18 protein-coding genes and 3 tRNA genes are annotated in these 18,600 nt (G+C 40.5%); 1 reads left to right on the forward strand and 20 read right to left on the reverse strand.

The features are described 5' to 3' along the window. Positions 1 to 32: 32 nt before the first annotated feature. The 20 genes from gltX to EFT72_RS14230 all read right to left on the reverse strand — a co-directional run bounded on the left by gltX (position 33) and on the right by EFT72_RS14230 (position 17,428). Entirely contained in the window at positions 33 to 1,490 is a 1,458-nt protein-coding gene (gene gltX / locus EFT72_RS14135) for a glutamate--tRNA ligase (RefSeq protein ID WP_124067570.1), read from the reverse strand. Positions 1,491 to 1,591: 101 nt separating this feature from the next. Continuing rightward, entirely contained in the window at positions 1,592 to 2,938 is a 1,347-nt protein-coding gene (gene mgtE / locus EFT72_RS14140) for a magnesium transporter (RefSeq protein ID WP_124067571.1), read from the reverse strand. A gap of 341 nt (positions 2,939 to 3,279) precedes the next feature. Further along, positions 3,280 to 5,817 (reverse strand): transglycosylase domain-containing protein, encoded by a 2,538-nt coding sequence (locus tag EFT72_RS14145; protein ID WP_124067572.1) that lies wholly within the window; start codon positions 5,815 to 5,817, stop codon positions 3,280 to 3,282. A gap of 77 nt (positions 5,818 to 5,894) precedes the next feature. Further along, a tRNA-Thr gene (locus tag EFT72_RS14150) sits at positions 5,895 to 5,967 on the reverse strand. Between the two features lie 183 nt (positions 5,968 to 6,150). Continuing rightward, on the reverse strand, positions 6,151 to 7,107 hold the full coding sequence (locus EFT72_RS14155) for an L-lactate dehydrogenase (RefSeq protein ID WP_124067573.1): 957 nt from the start codon (positions 7,105 to 7,107) through the stop codon (positions 6,151 to 6,153). Between the two features lie 66 nt (positions 7,108 to 7,173). After that, positions 7,174 to 8,241 carry a PilT/PilU family type 4a pilus ATPase gene (locus tag EFT72_RS14160; RefSeq protein ID WP_124067574.1) on the reverse strand — a complete coding sequence of 356 codons (1,068 nt, stop codon included), beginning with the start codon at positions 8,239 to 8,241 and terminating at the stop codon, positions 7,174 to 7,176. Positions 8,242 to 8,244: 3 nt separating this feature from the next. Further along, positions 8,245 to 8,730 (reverse strand): short-chain dehydrogenase, encoded by a 486-nt coding sequence (locus tag EFT72_RS14165; RefSeq protein WP_124067575.1) that lies wholly within the window; start codon positions 8,728 to 8,730, stop codon positions 8,245 to 8,247. Beyond that, the gene (locus EFT72_RS14170) at positions 8,730 to 9,140 is read right to left on the reverse strand and encodes a hypothetical protein (protein WP_124067576.1); all 411 of its coding nucleotides are present in this window, start codon (positions 9,138 to 9,140) and stop codon (positions 8,730 to 8,732) included. The genes EFT72_RS14165 and EFT72_RS14170 overlap by 1 nt, the downstream gene beginning before the upstream one ends. After that, positions 9,133 to 9,624 (reverse strand): DUF4860 domain-containing protein, encoded by a 492-nt coding sequence (locus EFT72_RS14175; protein WP_124067577.1) that lies wholly within the window; start codon positions 9,622 to 9,624, stop codon positions 9,133 to 9,135. The genes EFT72_RS14170 and EFT72_RS14175 overlap by 8 nt, the downstream gene beginning before the upstream one ends. Positions 9,625 to 9,635: 11 nt before the next feature. Continuing rightward, on the reverse strand, positions 9,636 to 9,926 hold the full coding sequence (locus tag EFT72_RS14180) for a hypothetical protein (protein WP_124067578.1): 291 nt from the start codon (positions 9,924 to 9,926) through the stop codon (positions 9,636 to 9,638). Between the two features lie 10 nt (positions 9,927 to 9,936). Further along, positions 9,937 to 10,992, reverse strand: a complete 1,056-nt coding sequence (locus EFT72_RS14185) for a type II secretion system F family protein (RefSeq protein WP_347561887.1) — start codon at positions 10,990 to 10,992, stop codon at positions 9,937 to 9,939. A gap of 27 nt (positions 10,993 to 11,019) precedes the next feature. Then, positions 11,020 to 11,997 (reverse strand): transglutaminase-like domain-containing protein, encoded by a 978-nt coding sequence (locus EFT72_RS14190; RefSeq protein ID WP_124067579.1) that lies wholly within the window; start codon positions 11,995 to 11,997, stop codon positions 11,020 to 11,022. Positions 11,998 to 12,016: 19 nt separating this feature from the next. Continuing rightward, complete coding sequence (gene rlmB / locus EFT72_RS14195; protein ID WP_124067580.1) at positions 12,017 to 12,754, reverse strand: 23S rRNA (guanosine(2251)-2'-O)-methyltransferase RlmB; 738 nt, start codon at positions 12,752 to 12,754, stop codon at positions 12,017 to 12,019. Further along, positions 12,751 to 13,209 carry a ribonuclease III domain-containing protein gene (locus EFT72_RS14200; protein ID WP_124067581.1) on the reverse strand — a complete coding sequence of 153 codons (459 nt, stop codon included), beginning with the start codon at positions 13,207 to 13,209 and terminating at the stop codon, positions 12,751 to 12,753. Before EFT72_RS14200 ends, rlmB begins: the two co-directional genes overlap by 4 nt. Next, a complete protein-coding gene (gene cysS / locus EFT72_RS14205; RefSeq protein ID WP_124067582.1) occupies positions 13,194 to 14,597 on the reverse strand; it encodes a cysteine--tRNA ligase in 1,404 nt (467 codons plus the stop codon). The genes EFT72_RS14200 and cysS overlap by 16 nt, the downstream gene beginning before the upstream one ends. Before the next feature lie 22 nt (positions 14,598 to 14,619). Continuing rightward, positions 14,620 to 15,162 (reverse strand): 2-C-methyl-D-erythritol 2,4-cyclodiphosphate synthase, encoded by a 543-nt coding sequence (gene ispF / locus EFT72_RS14210; RefSeq protein WP_124067583.1) that lies wholly within the window; start codon positions 15,160 to 15,162, stop codon positions 14,620 to 14,622. A 31-nt stretch (positions 15,163 to 15,193) separates the two neighbouring features. Beyond that, on the reverse strand, positions 15,194 to 16,120 hold the full coding sequence (locus EFT72_RS14215) for a diacylglycerol kinase family protein (protein ID WP_124067584.1): 927 nt from the start codon (positions 16,118 to 16,120) through the stop codon (positions 15,194 to 15,196). 124 nt (positions 16,121 to 16,244) lie between these two features. After that, positions 16,245 to 16,318: transfer RNA gene (locus EFT72_RS14220), tRNA-Met, on the reverse strand. 35 nt (positions 16,319 to 16,353) lie between these two features. Beyond that, positions 16,354 to 16,426 (reverse strand) — tRNA-Val (locus EFT72_RS14225). Between the two features lie 114 nt (positions 16,427 to 16,540). Further along, a complete protein-coding gene (locus tag EFT72_RS14230; RefSeq protein WP_347561889.1) occupies positions 16,541 to 17,428 on the reverse strand; it encodes a LysR substrate-binding domain-containing protein in 888 nt (295 codons plus the stop codon). Positions 17,429 to 17,578: 150 nt separating this feature from the next. Between EFT72_RS14230 and EFT72_RS14235 the strand changes: the two genes are divergently transcribed. Further along, positions 17,579 to 18,586 (forward strand): YeiH family protein, encoded by a 1,008-nt coding sequence (locus EFT72_RS14235; RefSeq protein WP_124067630.1) that lies wholly within the window; start codon positions 17,579 to 17,581, stop codon positions 18,584 to 18,586. The last annotated feature ends 14 nt before the right edge of the window (positions 18,587 to 18,600 follow it).

An 18,600-nucleotide genomic window follows, 5' to 3' on the forward strand; every position in this document is an offset into this window, starting at 1 on the left:
CAACCGGAACCCCTGTCTTTTCTTCTCTTCAATCAAGACACCTGGTTTAAAAGTTCAATCCCTTTTTGTATCCTTTTTATAGACTCTTCTTTCCCAAGAACCTCCATAATCTCCGTAGCACCTGCCGGAGTCATCTGCTTTCCAGAAACTGCAATCCGCAGAGGCCACATAACAAATCCTGTCTTATACTCTTTTTCTTTCACATATTGAGACAAAGTAGCATAAAGGGCATCATTGCTGAAGTCTTCCTGAGCCTCTAAAATGGGAAGCACTTCCATTAATACACCAAGAGAGGTTTCCGGACTAGTCTTCATCTTTTTATTAGCATACAAAGAACAATCATATTCGGGAAGTGTTTCGAAAAAGTCAATATGATTCTCGATATCTGGGAAAATCTCAATTCTTGATTTAACCATAGCTGCTATCTTTCTAAGATCCATATCTTTTTTAATTACCGCTTTTAAATAGGGTTCTGCCAACTCATAAAAACGGTCAAAATCCATAGCTTTCATGTATTCGCTGTTCATCCATTTTAACTTTGCTACATCAAATACAGCCGGTGATTTGCTTAAATTGTGGTAATCAAATTCCCGGATCAAATCGTCCAAAAGAAATATCTCCTGATTCCCAACAGGGGACCAGCCAAGCAAAGCTACATAGTTAACAACCGCTTCTGAAATAAATCCCTGTTCGATCAGGTCCTCATAAGAAGCATGTCCGCTTCTTTTACTTAGCTTTTTATGCTCTTCGTTTGTGATCAATGGACAGTGCACATAAACCGGTACTTCCCAGCCAAATGCTTCATAAAGGCGATTATACTTCGGTGAGGATGACAGGTACTCATTCCCTCTGACTACGTGAGTAATCCCCATCATATGGTCATCCACAACGTTAGCAAAATTATACGTGGGATATCCGTCTGATTTAATAAGAACCATATCATCAAGTTCTGAATTATCTACAGTAATATCACCATAAATATCATCGTGAAAAGTAGTGGTTCCATCCTTGGGATTATTCTGGCGGATAACGTATGGCTTTCCTTCCAAAAGATTGGCCTCCACTTCCTCTTTTGAAAGGGACAGACAATGCTTGTCATAAACCATGATTTCCTGACCATCAACCGTTTTCTTTAAAGTATTAAGCCGATCTTGATCACAGAAACAGTAATATGCTTCTCCTCGCTCAATCAATTTCTTTGCATATTCCAAATAGATTCCAGATGCATGACGTTCGCTTTGGACATAGGGACCAACCCCACCATCTTTATCCGGGCCTTCGTCATGGACCAATCCGGTCTCTTCTAACGTTCTATTAATAATCTCAACAGCGCCTTCTACAAACCGTTCCTGGTCCGTATCTTCAATTCGGAGAAGAAAATCTCCCCCTTCATGCTTGGCTATCAGGTAAGCATATAATGCAGTTCTTAAATTTCCTACGTGCATACGACCGGTAGGACTGGGTGCATATCTGGTTCTAATTTTATTCATGATGAACACACTCCTATATCTTTTTTCGTGATGTTACGAATACATTCCATTATATAACGAACCATACTAAAAAACAATGATTTCAAACAAATTCCTACACTTTATAATCCCAGCAGTCGACAAGCAAGTTGAAAATAAAGAATCAAGCTCACCGCATCCACAATCGTTGTAATGAGTGGCGCTGCCATGATTGCAGGATCCATATGAATTACTTTTGCTACAATTGGAAGCAAAGCTCCTATGGTTTTTGCAAGAACAACTGTTATGAGAAGACTGATCACAACCGTCAGACAAAGCATCTCCTGCCCTGGGTAGAGAAGAATCAGACGAATATAATTTACCAAGCCCAGAATAACACCGACGATTAACGCTACTTTTAGTTCTTTGAAAACAACCCGAAACACATCGTTTGTTTTAATCTCTCCCACTGCCATTCCACGAATAATCATGGTACTGCTCTGACTTCCCGCATTGCCACCAGTATCCGTGAGCATAGGAATAAATGTGACAAGAAGAGGGATCACTGCAAATGCAGCTTCGTAATTAGCCAGAATCCCTCCTGTAATCATACTGCTCAACATAAGTACCAATAACCATACAATCCTGTTTTTGGCTAGTTGAAATACACTGGTTTTTAAATATGGCTTTTCACTGGGATGCGTGGCAGCCATCTTCTCAAAATCTTCTGTAGCCTCCTGTTCCATTACATCCACCACATCATCAACGGTTACGATCCCTACTAGACGATCCTCATGATCGACGACTGGCAGGCTAAGTAAATCATACTTTTGAAACCGATCAGCTACTTCCTCCTGATCCTCGGTTGTGACTGCTTTGATGACATTCTTATCCATAATATCACCAATGGTTTTTTCATAAGGATTCATTAGTAAATCCCGAACGGTTACCACACCATCTAATCTTCTTTTGGAATCCATGACATAACAAGTATAAATGGTTTCTTTGTCCACACCATGCTTCCTGATATAGGAAAATGCCTGATCCACGGTCATATCCTTTTTAAGACCCACATATTCCGCTGTCATAATACTGCCTGCACTGTATTCCGGATAATTCAAAAATTGATTGATAAGTTTTCTGGTGTCGGAGCCTGCATTTTGCAGTACTCTTTTTACAACAATGGCCGGCAGTTCTTCTAACATATCCACCGCATCATCGACATAGAGATCTTCTACAATATTCCCAAGTTCATGGTCGGTAATACTGTTGATAATGTGTTGTTTTTTTTCCACTTCCAGACAAGCAAATACATCACTTGCCATTTCTTTGGGAAGCATACGAAACAACAATACGGTCTTTTCTGAGTCCAGTGTTTCAATAAATGCCGCAATATCCATCTCATTAAAAGCAGCTAATTCTTCCATTAATTTTCGGTGCTGACGGCTTTCTAATAATTCCATCAGTCCATCCATTTTAATATCCTGCATATTATGTCTCCTCCATATGAACCTTACTTATGCCGCGGTTTATATGGAAACAGAATCAGTCAACCGGTATGGTACCAAATTCCGGCCATAGAAAATAGCCATGATTGCTGTAAAACGCAATCAATGGCTATCACAAACGTAGAGAACCCGCTACCTAACGGCAGTTAAACCAGAGCAGGCTATCATGATAGGATTCTGCTCCCACTATTCTACGCTTATGATAATGATCTGCTTCCATCTTCTGACTTCGACCTTCCACTCTGGTTCACTCCCTTTCTTTCTTACTTTCTTTCTTTTCTGAATTAAGGATAACAGCTGTTTTTCAAAAAATCAACCCCTATTTATTCTTGATCTCCAGGTCCAATATTATCAGCACCTCCTGGACTTACATTTGAACCAGGTTCATCAATGCTGTTATTGGTTCCCTGATTGATCGGTGTAACCGTCTCCCGATGGACTCCCGGTCCAATCTCCTGAGGTAATTCATGCGAATCCTCTTGTCTTGGCAGAGAATAAACTCTTGTCACAGAATCATCAAGCTGTTTACTTAAGCTATCATAGTATTCGGTCCCATTTAGCTGTTCCAATAGACTTCTAGCCTGACTGATCTTTTCATCAGTGGTACGGTCCCGATGATCCATGGACTGAAACTCACGAATTAACGTCTGCAAAGAAACCGCCGCCTGTTCTACTTGCTGCAATGCCTCCTGGGATGCTTTAAGTATATTCTGTGCCTCTGCTTCCTGTTTTTTTCGTGCCTCTGCTTCATTCCACTTGGAGGTATTCGCCCTTGCCGCTGCTTCTGTTACAGAAGAAAACAGATCTTTTGCCCCTGTCTCGAGATTGGTTTTTTCTCCTCTGGAATCTACATTCCAGAACGAAACAGTGGAAGGCATATCCCAATCTTCTGCTGGAAGTCCTTTGTTAACATCCATCATAAAATCGTGCCAAATTTTACCGGAATAAGTCTTGCCATAGACTCCTGGCATTGCCTTAGGAGTATCGTATCCCATCCAGACAGAAGTGGTATAAAATTTTGTATATCCGCAAAACCAGTTGTCTTTACTGCTGTTTGTTGTTCCCGTCTTTCCAGTCGCTGGGATACTAAGAGCAAGCCCGTAACCGGTGCCGAAAGGTTTTTCCAGCGTTCCCTTTAAAATATCCGTGATCATGTATGCCGTATCTTCTGTGAAAACCCGCTCGTCTGCCTGGTAGGGGAGATAAACTTCCCCGTCATACTGACTTACAATGCTGGTAATGCAGGTTTTGTTGCTGTACATCCCCTTATTGGCAAGTGTAGAATAGCCCTTTGCCATATCCACAACTCTTGCTCCCTCTGTGAATCCGCCGATGCTCATACTGCTGTTTCCATTATCCAAATAGCTCATTCCCACAAAATGCATTTTTTTAAGATATTCCATTCCCTGGTCCACACCAATATCAGAAAGTATCTGCCAGGACACCGTATTTAAACTACGGTTTAATGCTTCTCTGGTCGATACTTCTCCATAATATTTTCTTCCACTATTTTTCGGTCCCTTGTCAAAGAGATGATCATTGACCAGTCTGGAAGGATAATAAAATCCAGTTTCAAATGCAGGAGCGTAGTCTATGAGCGGCTTTATCGTTGATCCTGGCTGACGCTTGCTTAAAAAGCCCCGATTAAACTCATCGTCTGTCCCTCTGCCTCCTACAATTGCCACCACATAACCGGTTCGGTTATCCACGCACACAGCAGCACCTTGAAGTGCATATTTTCCATTCTCTTGAAGATCTTTAAACTTTTTTAACTTTTGGTCGATCTGATCCTGCAGCTTTACTTGTATGGTCGAATCCAAACTAGTATGTATCTCAAATCCACCATTTCGAATTAAATCACTTTTCGCCTGATACTGTTCCTGATACTGTTGTCTGTAATCATCATAAGAAGCTTTGTTATGAAACAGATACTGAAAAGCAAATCCATCATTTTTCATCAGTTCCACTGCAGCGCAGTGAATGGCATAGCTTGTCTGATAATTCTCTTTTGAACTGCCTTCATATATTTTCTCAACCGTCAATGGCTGGCTTTTTGCATAATCACGCTCTTCTTCTGTTATGACTTTGCATATTGCCATACTATTGATGATCTGATCTCGTTTTTGTTTGGATGTTTCTGGATGAGCCACCGGATCGTATTTGGAAGGGTTATTGCTGATTCCAGCTAAAGTCGCGGCCTCCCATACCGTTAAATCTTTTGCTTCTTTATTAAAGTAAAAGCGACTTGCCTCTGAAACTCCATAACATCGATTTGCATAAAAATTAGTATTACAATAGAATTCCATGATTTCATCTTTGGAATATATTTTCTCAATTCTAGGGGCGGTAAAAAACTCGGATAATTTTCTCTGAACCGTTCGTTCTTGAGTTAAATACGTGTTTTTAATCACCTGTTGGGTAATGGTACTTCCCCCCTGAGTTGCAACTCCTTTGTTTTTTATGAAAACCACGCCAGCCCGCAACAATCCCTTATAGTCAATTCCATGATGTTTGTAGAACCGCCTGTCTTCCTGTGATATGTAGGCATTCTGAAGATTTTTACTTATCTCAGAAATCGTTACGTATTCGTAATGCCCAGAATTAATACTCCCAATCAGATTCCCTTCCGAATCATAAATTCTAGTATCGGATGGTTGGGAGAAATCCGTTTTTTTCGTGTTGCTTATGATCGTATCTGCCTTTTCTTTGCAGGCAATGATCTCTTTTTGATATTTCAAAAATACGGTACCAGCCACCAGGCACCCTAAAACCATAATAGTCAAAAATAGAAAGAGAATGATTTTAATGGGCCGGAAAAAAATAGACCAGGTGCTTTTTTGCTTCCTGTTTCTTTTTCCCATATAGATAACCTCCTATTTGTCCCTTTTTATATGCAAAAAACGGGAAGCCTTTAACTAAGACTTCCCGTTTGTTACAGAGCTGATGACGGGAATCGGACCCGTGACCTCCTCACTACCAATGAGGTGCGCTACCATCTGTGCCACATCAGCATTTTGGTTCCTCTCTCGAACCTCGTATATCATAGCATGGGAATATCTGTTTGTCAATATTATTTTTATTTTTTTATAAAATACAAAAATAGCAAAATTACCGAATATTTATCCACAACTTTCTCTTTTTTTTAGAGAAAAACACTGGAAAAAACAGATCCCTGTTCTTCCCAGTAAAACCTTTTACAAGACTCCATCAAAACTTTCTCGCAGCATATCACAGGATTTTTGAAGCTGTTTCATCTCATCTTCCGTCAAAGATAGCTGCAGAATTCTCTGAATTCCATTCTTATTAATGATACAGGGAACTCCTGCATATACTTCTGCCTGATTGTATTCTCCTCTTAGCATAGCAGATACTGTAAAAACACTGCTCTCATCCCCTAAAATTGCTCTTGTAATTCTTGTAAGTGCCATTCCGATTCCATAGTAAGTTGCCTGCTTGGCTTCGATAATCTGATATGCCGCTCCACGAACCTCTTCCTCTAGTTTCTTTAACTCATCCTGGCAGATTATATCCTCTTCTCCTTTACCATTTCCACACAGAGACAGAATGGACTTTGTGGCAATCAGGGCCTGGCTCCAAGGTACAAATTCACTGTCTCCATGTTCTCCCATCACGTAAGCATGTACGTTTCTGGGATCTACTCCCACATATTTACCAAGAAGGTATCGAAGTCGTGCAGTATCAAGTGCCGTTCCGCTTCCCAACACACGTTTTGGATTAAAACCAGACAAAGAATACGTTATTCTGGTCATAATATCCACCGGATTGGTAGCTACCAAAAAAATCCCATTGAAACCAGATTCGGTGACTGGACGGATAATGGATTCAAACACTGCTGCATTTCGTTTTAACAGATCAAGTCTGGTTTCGCCCTGTTTCTGAGCTACTCCTGCACAAAGTGCTACAATGTCTGCATCTGAACAGTCTCTATAATCACCGGCATAAATTTTCATATGAGACGTGGAAAATGCGAGTCCATGGTTTAAATCCATCGCTTCTCCCACCGCTTTTTTCTTATTCACATCTATTAAAACAAGTTCATCACATACTGCCTGATTCAGCATCGAATAAGCATAACTCATTCCAACCATTCCAGTTCCAACAATCACAACTTTTCTTTTATCTGTTCTCATATCCTATCACTCTCCCATCTGTAATATAAATAGTGTTGCAGATTAGAATACATACTATACGTTACTTTATAAGATCCGTTTGATTTTTTTTGACATTAATTCACTATTGCTGCTATAGACCACTGCATTCTCTTCCGTAATCCTGCCTTCCTTATACAGACGAAGAAGATCGGCGTCCATGGATCTCATTCCCTCTGCTTGTCCAGTTGCAATCACCGTATCAATCTGGTGGGTTTTAGATTCACGAATCATATTTCGGATCGCATTGTTAAAAAACATAATTTCGAAAGCCGGATACACTCCGCCATCTATGGTTGGAATCAACTGCTGGGAAATAACTGCCTGTACCACCATGGATAACTGCATTCGGATCTGCTGCTGTTGATTTGGAGGAAAACTGTCTATGATGCGGTCTATGGTATTCGCCGCCCCAACCGTATGAAGGCTAGATATTACAAGATGACCCGTTTCCGCAGCCGTCATCGCAATTTTAATGGTCTCATAATCACGCATCTCTCCGACTAAAATCACATCAGGTGCCTGACGAAGCGCTGCCCTTAAACCAGTCACATAGCTCTCTGTATCTGTTGTGATCTCTCTTTGCGTGACCACACTCTGTTTGTGACGGTGTAGGTATTCCAGAGGATCTTCCAGAGTAATTACATGGGCATTTCGAGTATTATTTATTTTATCGATTACACAGGCAAGAGTCGTTGTCTTCCCACTTCCTGCAGGCCCAGTCACCAAAACAAAACCTTTGGTCATTTTCGCAATATCCATTACATTCGATGGAATGTGAAGTTCTTTATTATCTGGCAAATCAAACGTCACCACCCGGATCACCGCAGCCAGTGATCCTCTCTGACGAAACACACTCGCTCGAAATCTAGAAACGCCTCCGATGGCAAATGAAAAATCATCATCTCCGTGTTCTTTTATCTTTTTCATACTTCTATTATCTGCTAATTCATACAATTCCGCAATGAATGCCTCCATCTGATCTGGAAACAGTTTCTCTTCATTTTGATATACAATCCTACTTCCAATTTTATAAGAAAATGGCATACCGGGAACTAGAAAGATATCCGATGCCTTCTGTGCCACGGCAGCGCTTAACAAATCCACTACCTTCATTCTCTACTCTCCTGCTGTTTGCTTTTCCCCAGACCACACAGGCATGGATTGATCGATCTCATAATCCTCTGTCTGTATTACTTCCCACCTGTAAATATCAATCATAGGATCACGGCCTTTATTTAATTGCAATCCGATGATAAGTGCCTGAGACTGTTTCATATCAATTTTCGCAGTAACGGTATCGGTTTTTGGGTCATAAAATGTTCCAAATCCCTCTGTCAACCACTTCTTACGGGTGTCCAAATCCATTCCTTTTTCTCTGATTTCCCGTTCTTTTCCCAATACCTCTTTATAGAATTTTTCTCCAAGTCCGTCTGCACGATAATATTCTTTCACGGCTGCAGCGTTTTTCTTTGCCAAATCCCACTCGCTTTTAGCTGTAAAAAGAGAAAGCAATCCAAAGGTTACCAGACACAAGATAATAAAAATCAAAATTAAGGTTGGGCTGCCCATACTGGCGTTTTGTCTTCTCACCTGTTTCGTCATCAACCCCCCTCCTTTTCATGCCGGTATACGGTAAATGAATACAACGTTTTCTCATCTTTTTTTACCGTAATTTCTGCCTGGGAAGAAGATACCATGTTTGTGTAGGCAACATACACCGCCATTTCCTTCACACAGGTACTTCCATTTTTATCAAAGAAGCTGGTATATCCGTTATGGTCTGGTTCCGATTCTGCTTTAAAAAGTTCCAGGAGGCGATTGCCTCCACCCTGTTTCCATACTTCAGCCGTGCTTTCGGCAATCAGAACACTTTGGTTTAACTGTACCGCTTGACGGCTCAAAACTTCCGCTTTTACGAATGTTTGGATGCAGACCGCTGCGCACAGAATGAAAAACAGGACAACAACAGCCATCTCCATCAAAAACACACCGAAATGCTGGTTTCTATTCATGGAATCCCCCTCCGCTTCTCAATGACAGCCAAAGTTCCCCACCCGTGTCTCCCGCAGACCTAATATGCAGCAAACCTTTTTTTGATTCCATTGTTATTTGATTGCACTTTAATATCTCGGTTCCCTCAAAAAGGGAAATCCCACTGCCTTTTTCTGAAAACAATTCGTATAGACTTCCATCCTGATAATAAATCCACGTTACATAGATCGAATCATTGATTTTCTGTTCCATCTCTACCACCAAGACCCCATCTGATTCCTTAAGTCTTACACTTCCAGCCTCGTCTCCTTGTCTGATTTTATTTGCAAGATAGCTCAAAGCTACATCCTTTTGGTAGGATCGTTCTGTTCTGGCATTGATGTTTTCATAAACCTTCGCTCCAATTAATACAAGAAATAGCGCTGATAAAACAAAAACCAGAAGTAAAAGAAGTGGAAACAAAATATGAGTCGCCTGATTTGTCTGGTCCTCTCTACTCTTCATACATCACCTCGTTATTGTTTCTGGTTCACCGTGATATCCGGCATAAAATTAGAAGCAAAACCACTATAAAACACATCATATCGGTCCCGGTTAATCCGAATCCCATAATTTGCTTCTAAGTATTCTACATTCGGCGGATATCTCCCTTCGATTGCATAACATTGAACCGATGCTCTTCGAATGGCATGATGCAATGTCTCTTCCCCTTTTTGCCCAGTCGTTTTAGAAAATACCATCAACCCCCAGCCAAAAAGAATGATTGTTACTGCAAATACCGTAAGAGATAGAAAACTGCTTCTCATATATTTCCTCCTAACCGATGGCCGATAAAACCCCCATAAGTGGCAGCATAACAGATAGCAAAATCATACCAACCGCAACTGCCATAACTGCAACTATCGTTGGTTCAAACCTACGAATTCTTCGATCCACAGCTGCATCCGTTTCTTCTTCCAGACTTTTAGCGATTTCCTCCATAACCATATCAAGACGGCCAGTTCTTGTACCCACCTTGATCATCTGTACATAAACACCCTTAAAGAGTCCGGTTCGTTTCATAGCTGTGTAATAGTCTAGCCCCTGTTCGATTTCTTCTGCACACGTCCTAATTTTCCCCTCTACCAATTGGTTTTCCACCAGACCACTGGCCAGCTCCATCCCCTTTTCCAAAGGAAGACCACTTTTTAACGTCAAAGAAAGAACGGATACAAAACGGCGGTTCGCCACAGTTTTCGCTATCTTACTTCTTCTTTTGATCCAGTCAGTCAATGACTCGATCCAAAGAAACCGTTTCCCTTTTCTGCCCATTCCATATAAAAATAATGTGACACTAAATAAGACCAGAAACACCACAATAGAAATGCCGCTAAAGATCCCACCTAGTCTGGTAGCAACAAGAGAAACCGGCGACATCTCAGCCCCCAGTTGTTCGTATACATCTTCAAATATCGGCATAACCTTTGTAAAAAGCACCAGCAAGATCACGAGAAGCATAAATATCATCATCGTCGGATAGGTGATCGCCTGTTTAATGTTTTTCTTAAGAAAATGCTCCTTTTCATAATACCTAGAAAGAGCTTCCATGATCTCATCCAAGCTTCCTGTTTGCTCCCCAAGCTTTGCCATATGGGTCACATAAGACGGATAAACGCCTGTGTGTGTTAGCACATCAGAAAACAAAAGCCCTTCTTCTGTTTCCTCTGCCATTCTCAAAAGGACTTCTTTTTCTTCTTTCCAGACTGCATCCTCTGCCATAACAGCCAGTCCTTCTTCTAGCGGTATCGCTGCATGAAGCAGAATCGATATCTGAAGGCAAAAAGCTGAGAGTTCGTTTGCAGAATAATGGGTTTTCCTTTCCTTCGCCATCATTTACGCCTCCTTTTCAATAAAGAGTCACTAATATGTAAATTTTGCTTTGTAATTGGAACTGTTGCTAATATATTCCTTGACTTTTGGATCATTTCCACCAGAAGATGCATAGGTCGGATCCATCAATTTCCAAACATTGCCGTCAAAATATATGATATTATCCACCCAGCCCTGTCCATCTAAATATATACTTACCCAGGCATGATACACACTCCCAGTGTATCCTACCACAAGTTTAGTCGGTATATTCTGGGATCTGAGCATCGCTGTCATGACAGCAGCATAATCAAAGCAGATGCCTTTTTGTTCCGTAAGCGTACGATCCAAGTCTGGGATGTAATCTGTCTGAACAGAACTTGCCAAAGCATCGTCGTAAGTAATATTGGTTACCACGTAATTATAAATATTGGTGACAATTCCAACTGGATCGGATGCCTGTGATGCCAGTTCTGCTCCCTTTTTTACGACTCTACTATCCGGTGAAAAATTCACATATTTGTTGGGATATAAAAATGGTTCAAATTCATTGCCTAATGTTACATTCAGTGATTGGCTGACCTTTAATCCATACTGATTTCCACGCACCTGTTCTAACACCCTGACGGTGTAGGTTCCACTGTGTTCCGTTAAAGGAAATATCTCATAGGAAGATCGATTATTGAGTATATAATTATAGGTTTCCCCTCCCTCTTTGATCACCTGAATGCGAATCAATTTGGAATCGCCTGTATATTTTATCATGACATAGCCCTGATTGGTATTGGAAGCATCTATTAATACATCGTTATTTTTATAGATCACAGTACCAGAGGCCTGGGGAATTCTCAAATTAGTGAGAGGAGGTTTTTTAGATAACGGAACCTCCTGATCTTTGATGGATACTACGGTTTTCCACTCCACACTTTCGTCTGCGGCCTCTGCTCTCATCGCTGGCGCACACCCATTTAATAAGAACAGGAACATCAAATAAGTCATTCCAAATAAGGCCATGTCTCTCTTTTTCATCCGTATCACTCCTCGTCTCTTAGTCCATACGCTGCCTAACAATCTCATAAGCCAGTACACCGGTTGCCACCGAGGCATTTAAAGAATCGATATTTCCCTTCATCGGAATGGAGGCAACCATATCGCAATGTTCTTTGACTAGTCTTCCCACGCCACTTCCCTCGCTTCCAATCACTACACCGATGGGTCCTTTTAAGTTAAGTCGATACATGGTTTCCCCTTCCATATCCGCACAAACAAACCACATTCCTTTTTCTTTCAGTTCCTCCATAACAGACGTTAAATTCGTCACTTTGGCTACAGGGGTATAATTAAGTGCTCCAGCAGAAGTTTTGGCTACGGTTGCTGTAAGTCCTACTGCTCTTCTCTTTGGTATAATCACACCATGGGCACCAGATAGATTCGCGGTACGAATAATTGCGCCCAGATTATGAGGATCTTCGATTCCATCAAGAAGGATTAAAAAGGGAGGTTCCCCTTTTTCTTCTGCTGCCTTTAACATATCATCCACTTCTGCGTATTCATAAGCAGCCGCATGAGCAATTACTCCCTGGTGATGCCCTTCTTCTGACATCTGATCCAGACGCTCTCTCTCCACAAAATTAAGGATTGTGTCACTCTTTTTTGCTTCCCGTACAATAGATTGAATGGGGCCATCCTGCACTCCTTTTTGTACATATAGCTTATCAATCGTCTTTCCAGAACGAAATGCCTCCAATACAGCATTTCTTCCTTCTATGGTAAATTCCTCTATCATTCTAGTTCTCCTATTCTAATTAGTCCCTTGCTAACCACTTCAATCAACCTTTTTAACTCCCCGCTAAGATATAAATATCCACACAGTGCTTCAAATCCGGTGGCTGTCCGGTAATCTGCAACCGTGGCATGCTTTGCCGTCGTTGCAGATTTGGCGTTTCTCCCTCTTTTATATACAGCAATCTCATCCGGAGTCAGTTCTTCTGCAGTTAGCAATCCACGCATGATTTCTGCCTGAGTGCCTGCGTTTACCAGTTTTGCACTTTTTCTATGCATATTATTGACCTGAGTGCTTCCGTGATTCATGACTTTCGTCCGGATAATCAATTCATAGATCCCATCCCCAATATAAGCCAATGCCAAAGGGGAATAACTTCTTAAATCCACTTCTTTTAGTTTCATGCTATCCTTAAAAAATTCCCCAAACTCGGCCAGCGTTTTTATACTCTCTTCCATTTTACGCCTTCTCTTGTATCTTCCAGTACAATGGAACGCTCAAGAAGCTTACCTCTGATTTCATCGGCCAAAGCAAAATCTTTGTCTCTTCGTGCTTGCTGTCTGGCTTCTATCATAGCTTCTATCTCATTATCTAGAATTTCTTCTTTTTTTTCTGTCACGATCCCCAACGTGTGGCAAAGGGACTCTATGGTACTTTTTACGAAGGTCACGTAGTCTTTTGAGCTTTCTTCCCCAATGGTAGAATTACTAAATTTCACCAATTCAAAAATTGCTGAAATAGCGTCAGCTGTATTAAAATCGTCATCCATTGCATCTTCAAACTTAGCAATGAATTCACGGATCAGCTTTTCGTCTTCCGACTCTTTTCTTTGCTGTTCCTTCGCAGAAATTTCCAAATCTCTTAATTTATCAATTGCCGTCAAAATTCGATCCAGACCATTCTTTGAGGACTCCATTAAATCTTCATTAAAGTTAAGCGGACTCCTGTAATGGGCACTGAGGATAAAGAAACGAAGTACTTGTAAATCAAACGTTTCTCCTATCTCCCGAACTGTAAAGAAATTCCCCAGTGATTTGGACATCTTATGATTATCAATATTTAAAAATGCATTGTGCATCCAGTATTTCGCAAATTCTTTTCCATTGGCTGCCTCACTCTGGGCAATCTCGTTCTCATGGTGAGGGAATATTAAATCCTCTCCCCCTGCATGAATATCAATTCGATCTCCCAGATATTTTTTTGACATAACCGAACACTCTATATGCCATCCAGGTCTTCCTTCACACCAGGGTGAATCCCAGAATGGTTCTCCTTCTTTTCTCGGTTTCCAAAGAACAAAATCAGAAGACTCTTCTTTTCCAGACTCTCCCGTTACTTTAATCTCACGGAACCCAGACTGAAGTTCTTCCAGATTTTTGTGGGACAGTTTTCCATAGTCCTCAAACGACTTGGTGCGGAAATAAACCGTTCCATCTTTCGCTGCATATGCATGGCCAGAACCAATCAACTGCTGAATCATCTTTAACATACCTGAAATCTCTTCTGTTGCCAGCGGATTGTTGGTCGCTGGTTTTATATTCATAGCATCCATGTCTTTGATGCATTCTTCAATATAACGCTTGGAAATGGTGTCTGCATCCACCCCTTCCTCAAGTGCCTTTTTAATGATCTTATCATCCACATCCGTAAAATTGGTAACAAAGTTCACTTCATATCCTTTATATTCAAAATATCTGCGTACCGAGTCAAAAACGATCATAGGTCTTGCGTTACCGATATGGATCAGATTATATACCGTAGGACCACAAACATACATCTTAACTTTGCCGGATTCTAAGGGTACGAATTCTTCTTTTTGTCTGGTTAATGTATTAAAAATCTTCATAAGCTTCCCTTCCTCTCACGTTTTATTTCTTGCAGCAGCCTCCACAGCCACCACAGTCTGTTTTCATGATGCTGTCATCATAACAATAGTCTTTTACAGAAGTGAGTAAAACAATGGCCTGTGATTTGATTCCTTCCCCAGTTCCAGTAAATCCCATTCCTTCCTCGGTTGTCGCCTTTACATTCACTTTGTCTACAGGCAATAAAAGTGCTTCTGCAATATTTTTAGCCATCTGAGGCCTATACGTAAGAAGTTTTGGTTTTTGGGCTATAATAACTGAATCAATATTCTCAATGACATATCCTCGTTCTTCCAAAAGACTGCCTACTTTTTTTAAAAGTTCTATACTAGAAGCTCCCTTATATTTCGGATCTGTATCTGGAAAATGTTCTCCGATATCACCCAACGCTGCCGCACCTAAAAGTGCATCCATAATAGCATGCACCAATACATCTGCATCAGAATGTCCCAAAAGTCCTTTCTCATAAGGAATTTTCACTCCTCCCAGAATCAAGTCAGTGCCTTTTATTAATTTATGCACATCATATCCCTGTCCAATTCTCATAATTTTCCCTTTCTTCTATATAAATACATTTTTATACGATCATACGCAGCTTTCTGCCAATGCACCTGATCTCAATATCATTCTGGCAAAAACAACTTTCTCCATCCACATGCACTGCCATGGGGCGATCCATATGAATCAAAATCTCTTCGCATGAATAAAACCGGGTTCCTTTATTTAAAGATTTTCTTCCCATCAAAGAATTAAACAACACCGGTATTAATTTTCTCTTTTTTCGGTTACTCATAACACAAACCGATAATTTTCCGTCTTCAAAATCAGCATCTGGAGCAAATTTAAATCCGCCCCCTTCATAGGGGTGAATATGGGCAGATATAAAATATGCATGGTTAAACTCGATCTTCTGGACTCCGTTTAATAGAATGTATCCACTCGATGGCCTTGCCACCGCAAGTTGTTTTATACCTGCAAGGAGATACGAAATCTTTCCAATATGAAGCTTGTGAAGCAGTCCTCTTGACCTGGAATATAATATGTTATGACAAACTGCCGCATCCATTCCAATTCCTGCACTGACCATAAAACGACGATGAGAAATCTCAGCCTCTCCATAGGAGATGACTCCATAATCCATCAGTTTGTAATATTTGGGGTGCAGAATCTTTTTTAAACATCGGATTGGATTCCTAGGTAGTTTTAAACTTCTGGCCAGATCATTGCCAGATCCAGCAGGAATATACCCAAAAGTAACCAGGCTGCATAACGATAGCCCATCAAGGATCTCATTTACGGTACCATCTCCGCCCACTGCAATAATAATACTGGAATCTTTACAGCCTTCGGTAAGATTTTTGGCATAGATCTTGGCATCTCCTGGTTTCTCCGTTAAGAACACCTGATAATCCACCCCAGAAGTTTGCAAAGCATTGTCCAGTTTTTTCCATATGAGTTTGCCCCGTCCACAGCATGAATTTGGATTTACAATAAAATAGTACATGGAATCCCTCCGCATTTTGCTAATTGTTAGTATAACATAAAACAACTAAAATGAATATAAAAAAAAGGAAAAAGGATTCCGCACAAAAAAATCCCTGTAATCATGTGATTACAGGGACAACTCCTAGCGGAAGGGAGATTTGAACTCTCGACACCACGGGTATGAACCGTGTGCTCTAGCCAACTGAGCTATTCCGCCATATAAAATTCATCTGATAAACCTGTGTTTATCAATGGGACCTACAGGGCTCGAACCTGTGACCCTCTGCTTGTAAGGCAGATGCTCTCCCAGCTGAGCTAAGATCCCAGTGCATTTTCAGGATTTTTTTGTTTCTTTCCCGACTGCCTCATTAGTATAATATGAATTGTATCAATTGTCAACACTTTTTTGTCAATTATTTTCGTTTTTTCTCTATCCTTGTCAGACCCCTGATTCCACCTTACTTTCATCCGTTTTTCCGCTTCCATGTAGAAGACAAAACAGCTCTTTATAGTACGGTTTGTAGATACTTCCTTTCCTCCAGATAAAAGTAAAATCATGGATTAAATCAAAATCCTCCAACTTGATTTTCTTTAACACTCCAGATCTTAGTTCTTGCCTAACTGCAGTTTCATATAAGAATGTAATCCCTTTTCCATTTTCAACCATCTGTTTAATCACGCTGATATTATTGATCTCTATTACATGGTTAAAATCCTGAAGAAGTAAATTCTTTCCTTCCAGATACCGTTCCAGAACATATCTGGTCCCAGATCCTGATTCCCGAATAAAAAGACGTTCCTCTAATAGATCTTCTATTTTTCGTGTATTTTTTTGAAACACGTAATCACTTCCGTAAACTGCTGCAAATGGTTCCGAATCATATACTTGAAAATCATATTCCTTTTTTTTGAAGAATCCCTCCACCAAGGCAAATTCGATCTCTCCTGAATCTAGTTTTTCCAACAGCTCTTTTGTGTCTGCAACAATCATTTTAACTTTGGCTTCTGGATATGCATGAAGATAACGCATCAGTGCCTTTGGCATCTCATACTCTCCTATGGTCATCGTAGCTCCAAAAACCAACTCTCTTCCTTTTCCTGATTGCTGATTCATAATCTTCTTTAAGAGAAGTTCATCGTCTTTCATGGTAATGGCAGCGGATAACAACGTTTTTCCGGCTTCTGTAAGGTTAATCTTCTTCCCACTATATGCAAATAACTTCACACCATATTGCTCCTCTAAATAGCGAATATGCTGGGACACTCCTGGCTGAGTTATATTTAACGCCTCTGCAGCTCTGGTAAAATTCATAAATCTGCACACCATAAGAAACGTATCAACTCGAAAATCCAACAAATGAATCACACTCCCTTTTCATTTTTTACAATCATAACATATTATTATGATTATATAAATATATATAATTTTATTTTATTGATATATTCCCATATAATAAGCGCAGAGGAAAAAAGGAGGATCATACTTATGAAAAAATATTTTGCTGGCATACTATTATGCTTACTCATATCCATTCCAGCTTGGCTGCTTGGAACGATGTTACCGGTGGTTGGAGGCCCTGTTTTTGCAATTTTAATTGGTATGGCTATTGCACCGTTTGTAAAAGGAAAAGAAACATTTCGACCTGGAGTTACCTTTGCTTCTAAAAAAATACTTCAATATGCCGTAATTTTACTGGGATTTGGCATGAATTTAACCACTGTTCTTTTAAAAGGCAAACAAGCACTTCCCATTATCGTATCAACCATTACCACTTCCCTGGTCATTGCATATGTTCTCTACCGTAAGTTAGACATACATGGAAAAAGTGCAATTTTAATCGGGGTTGGTTCTTCCATCTGCGGTGGTTCTGCAATCGCTGCAACTGCACCTGTCATTGACGCAGATGACAATGAAATTGCTCAGGCAATCTCTGTAATCTTTCTATTTAATATTGTGGCAGCTTTGCTCTTTCCTACCCTTGGTTCCCTACTCGGTCTTTCCAATGAAGGCTTTGGACTTTTTGCAGGAACTGCCATCAATGATACGTCATCTGTTACCGCAGCTGCAACTGCATGGGATGGAATACATGGAAGCAATACTCTGGAAGCTGCTGCTATCGTTAAACTAACCAGAACGCTTGCAATTATTCCAATTACATTATTTCTTGCCTTTTACCGTACAAAGAGTGAACAAAAAACAGTCGGAAATTCCATTCGAATAACGAAAATCTTCCCGTTCTTTGTTCTGTATTTTCTACTGGCTTCTGTCCTTACCACCGTTTTTTCCCTGCCTCATGCGGTTACTGGACCTCTAAAGGATTTAAGCAAATTTTTTATAGTAATTGCTATGGGAGCCATTGGAACCAATACAAATTTGGTACAATTAATCCGAACCGGAAAAAAACCGATTCTTCTAGGATTTTGCTGCTGGATTGGTATCTCGGTTGTCAGTCTGGCATTTCAAATTGTGCTTGGCATCTGGTAAATAGGACGTGTTTT

Source organism: Clostridium sp. E02 (genome assembly GCF_003833015.1).
Taxonomy (GTDB): Bacteria; Bacillota; Clostridia; order Lachnospirales; family Lachnospiraceae; genus Lacrimispora.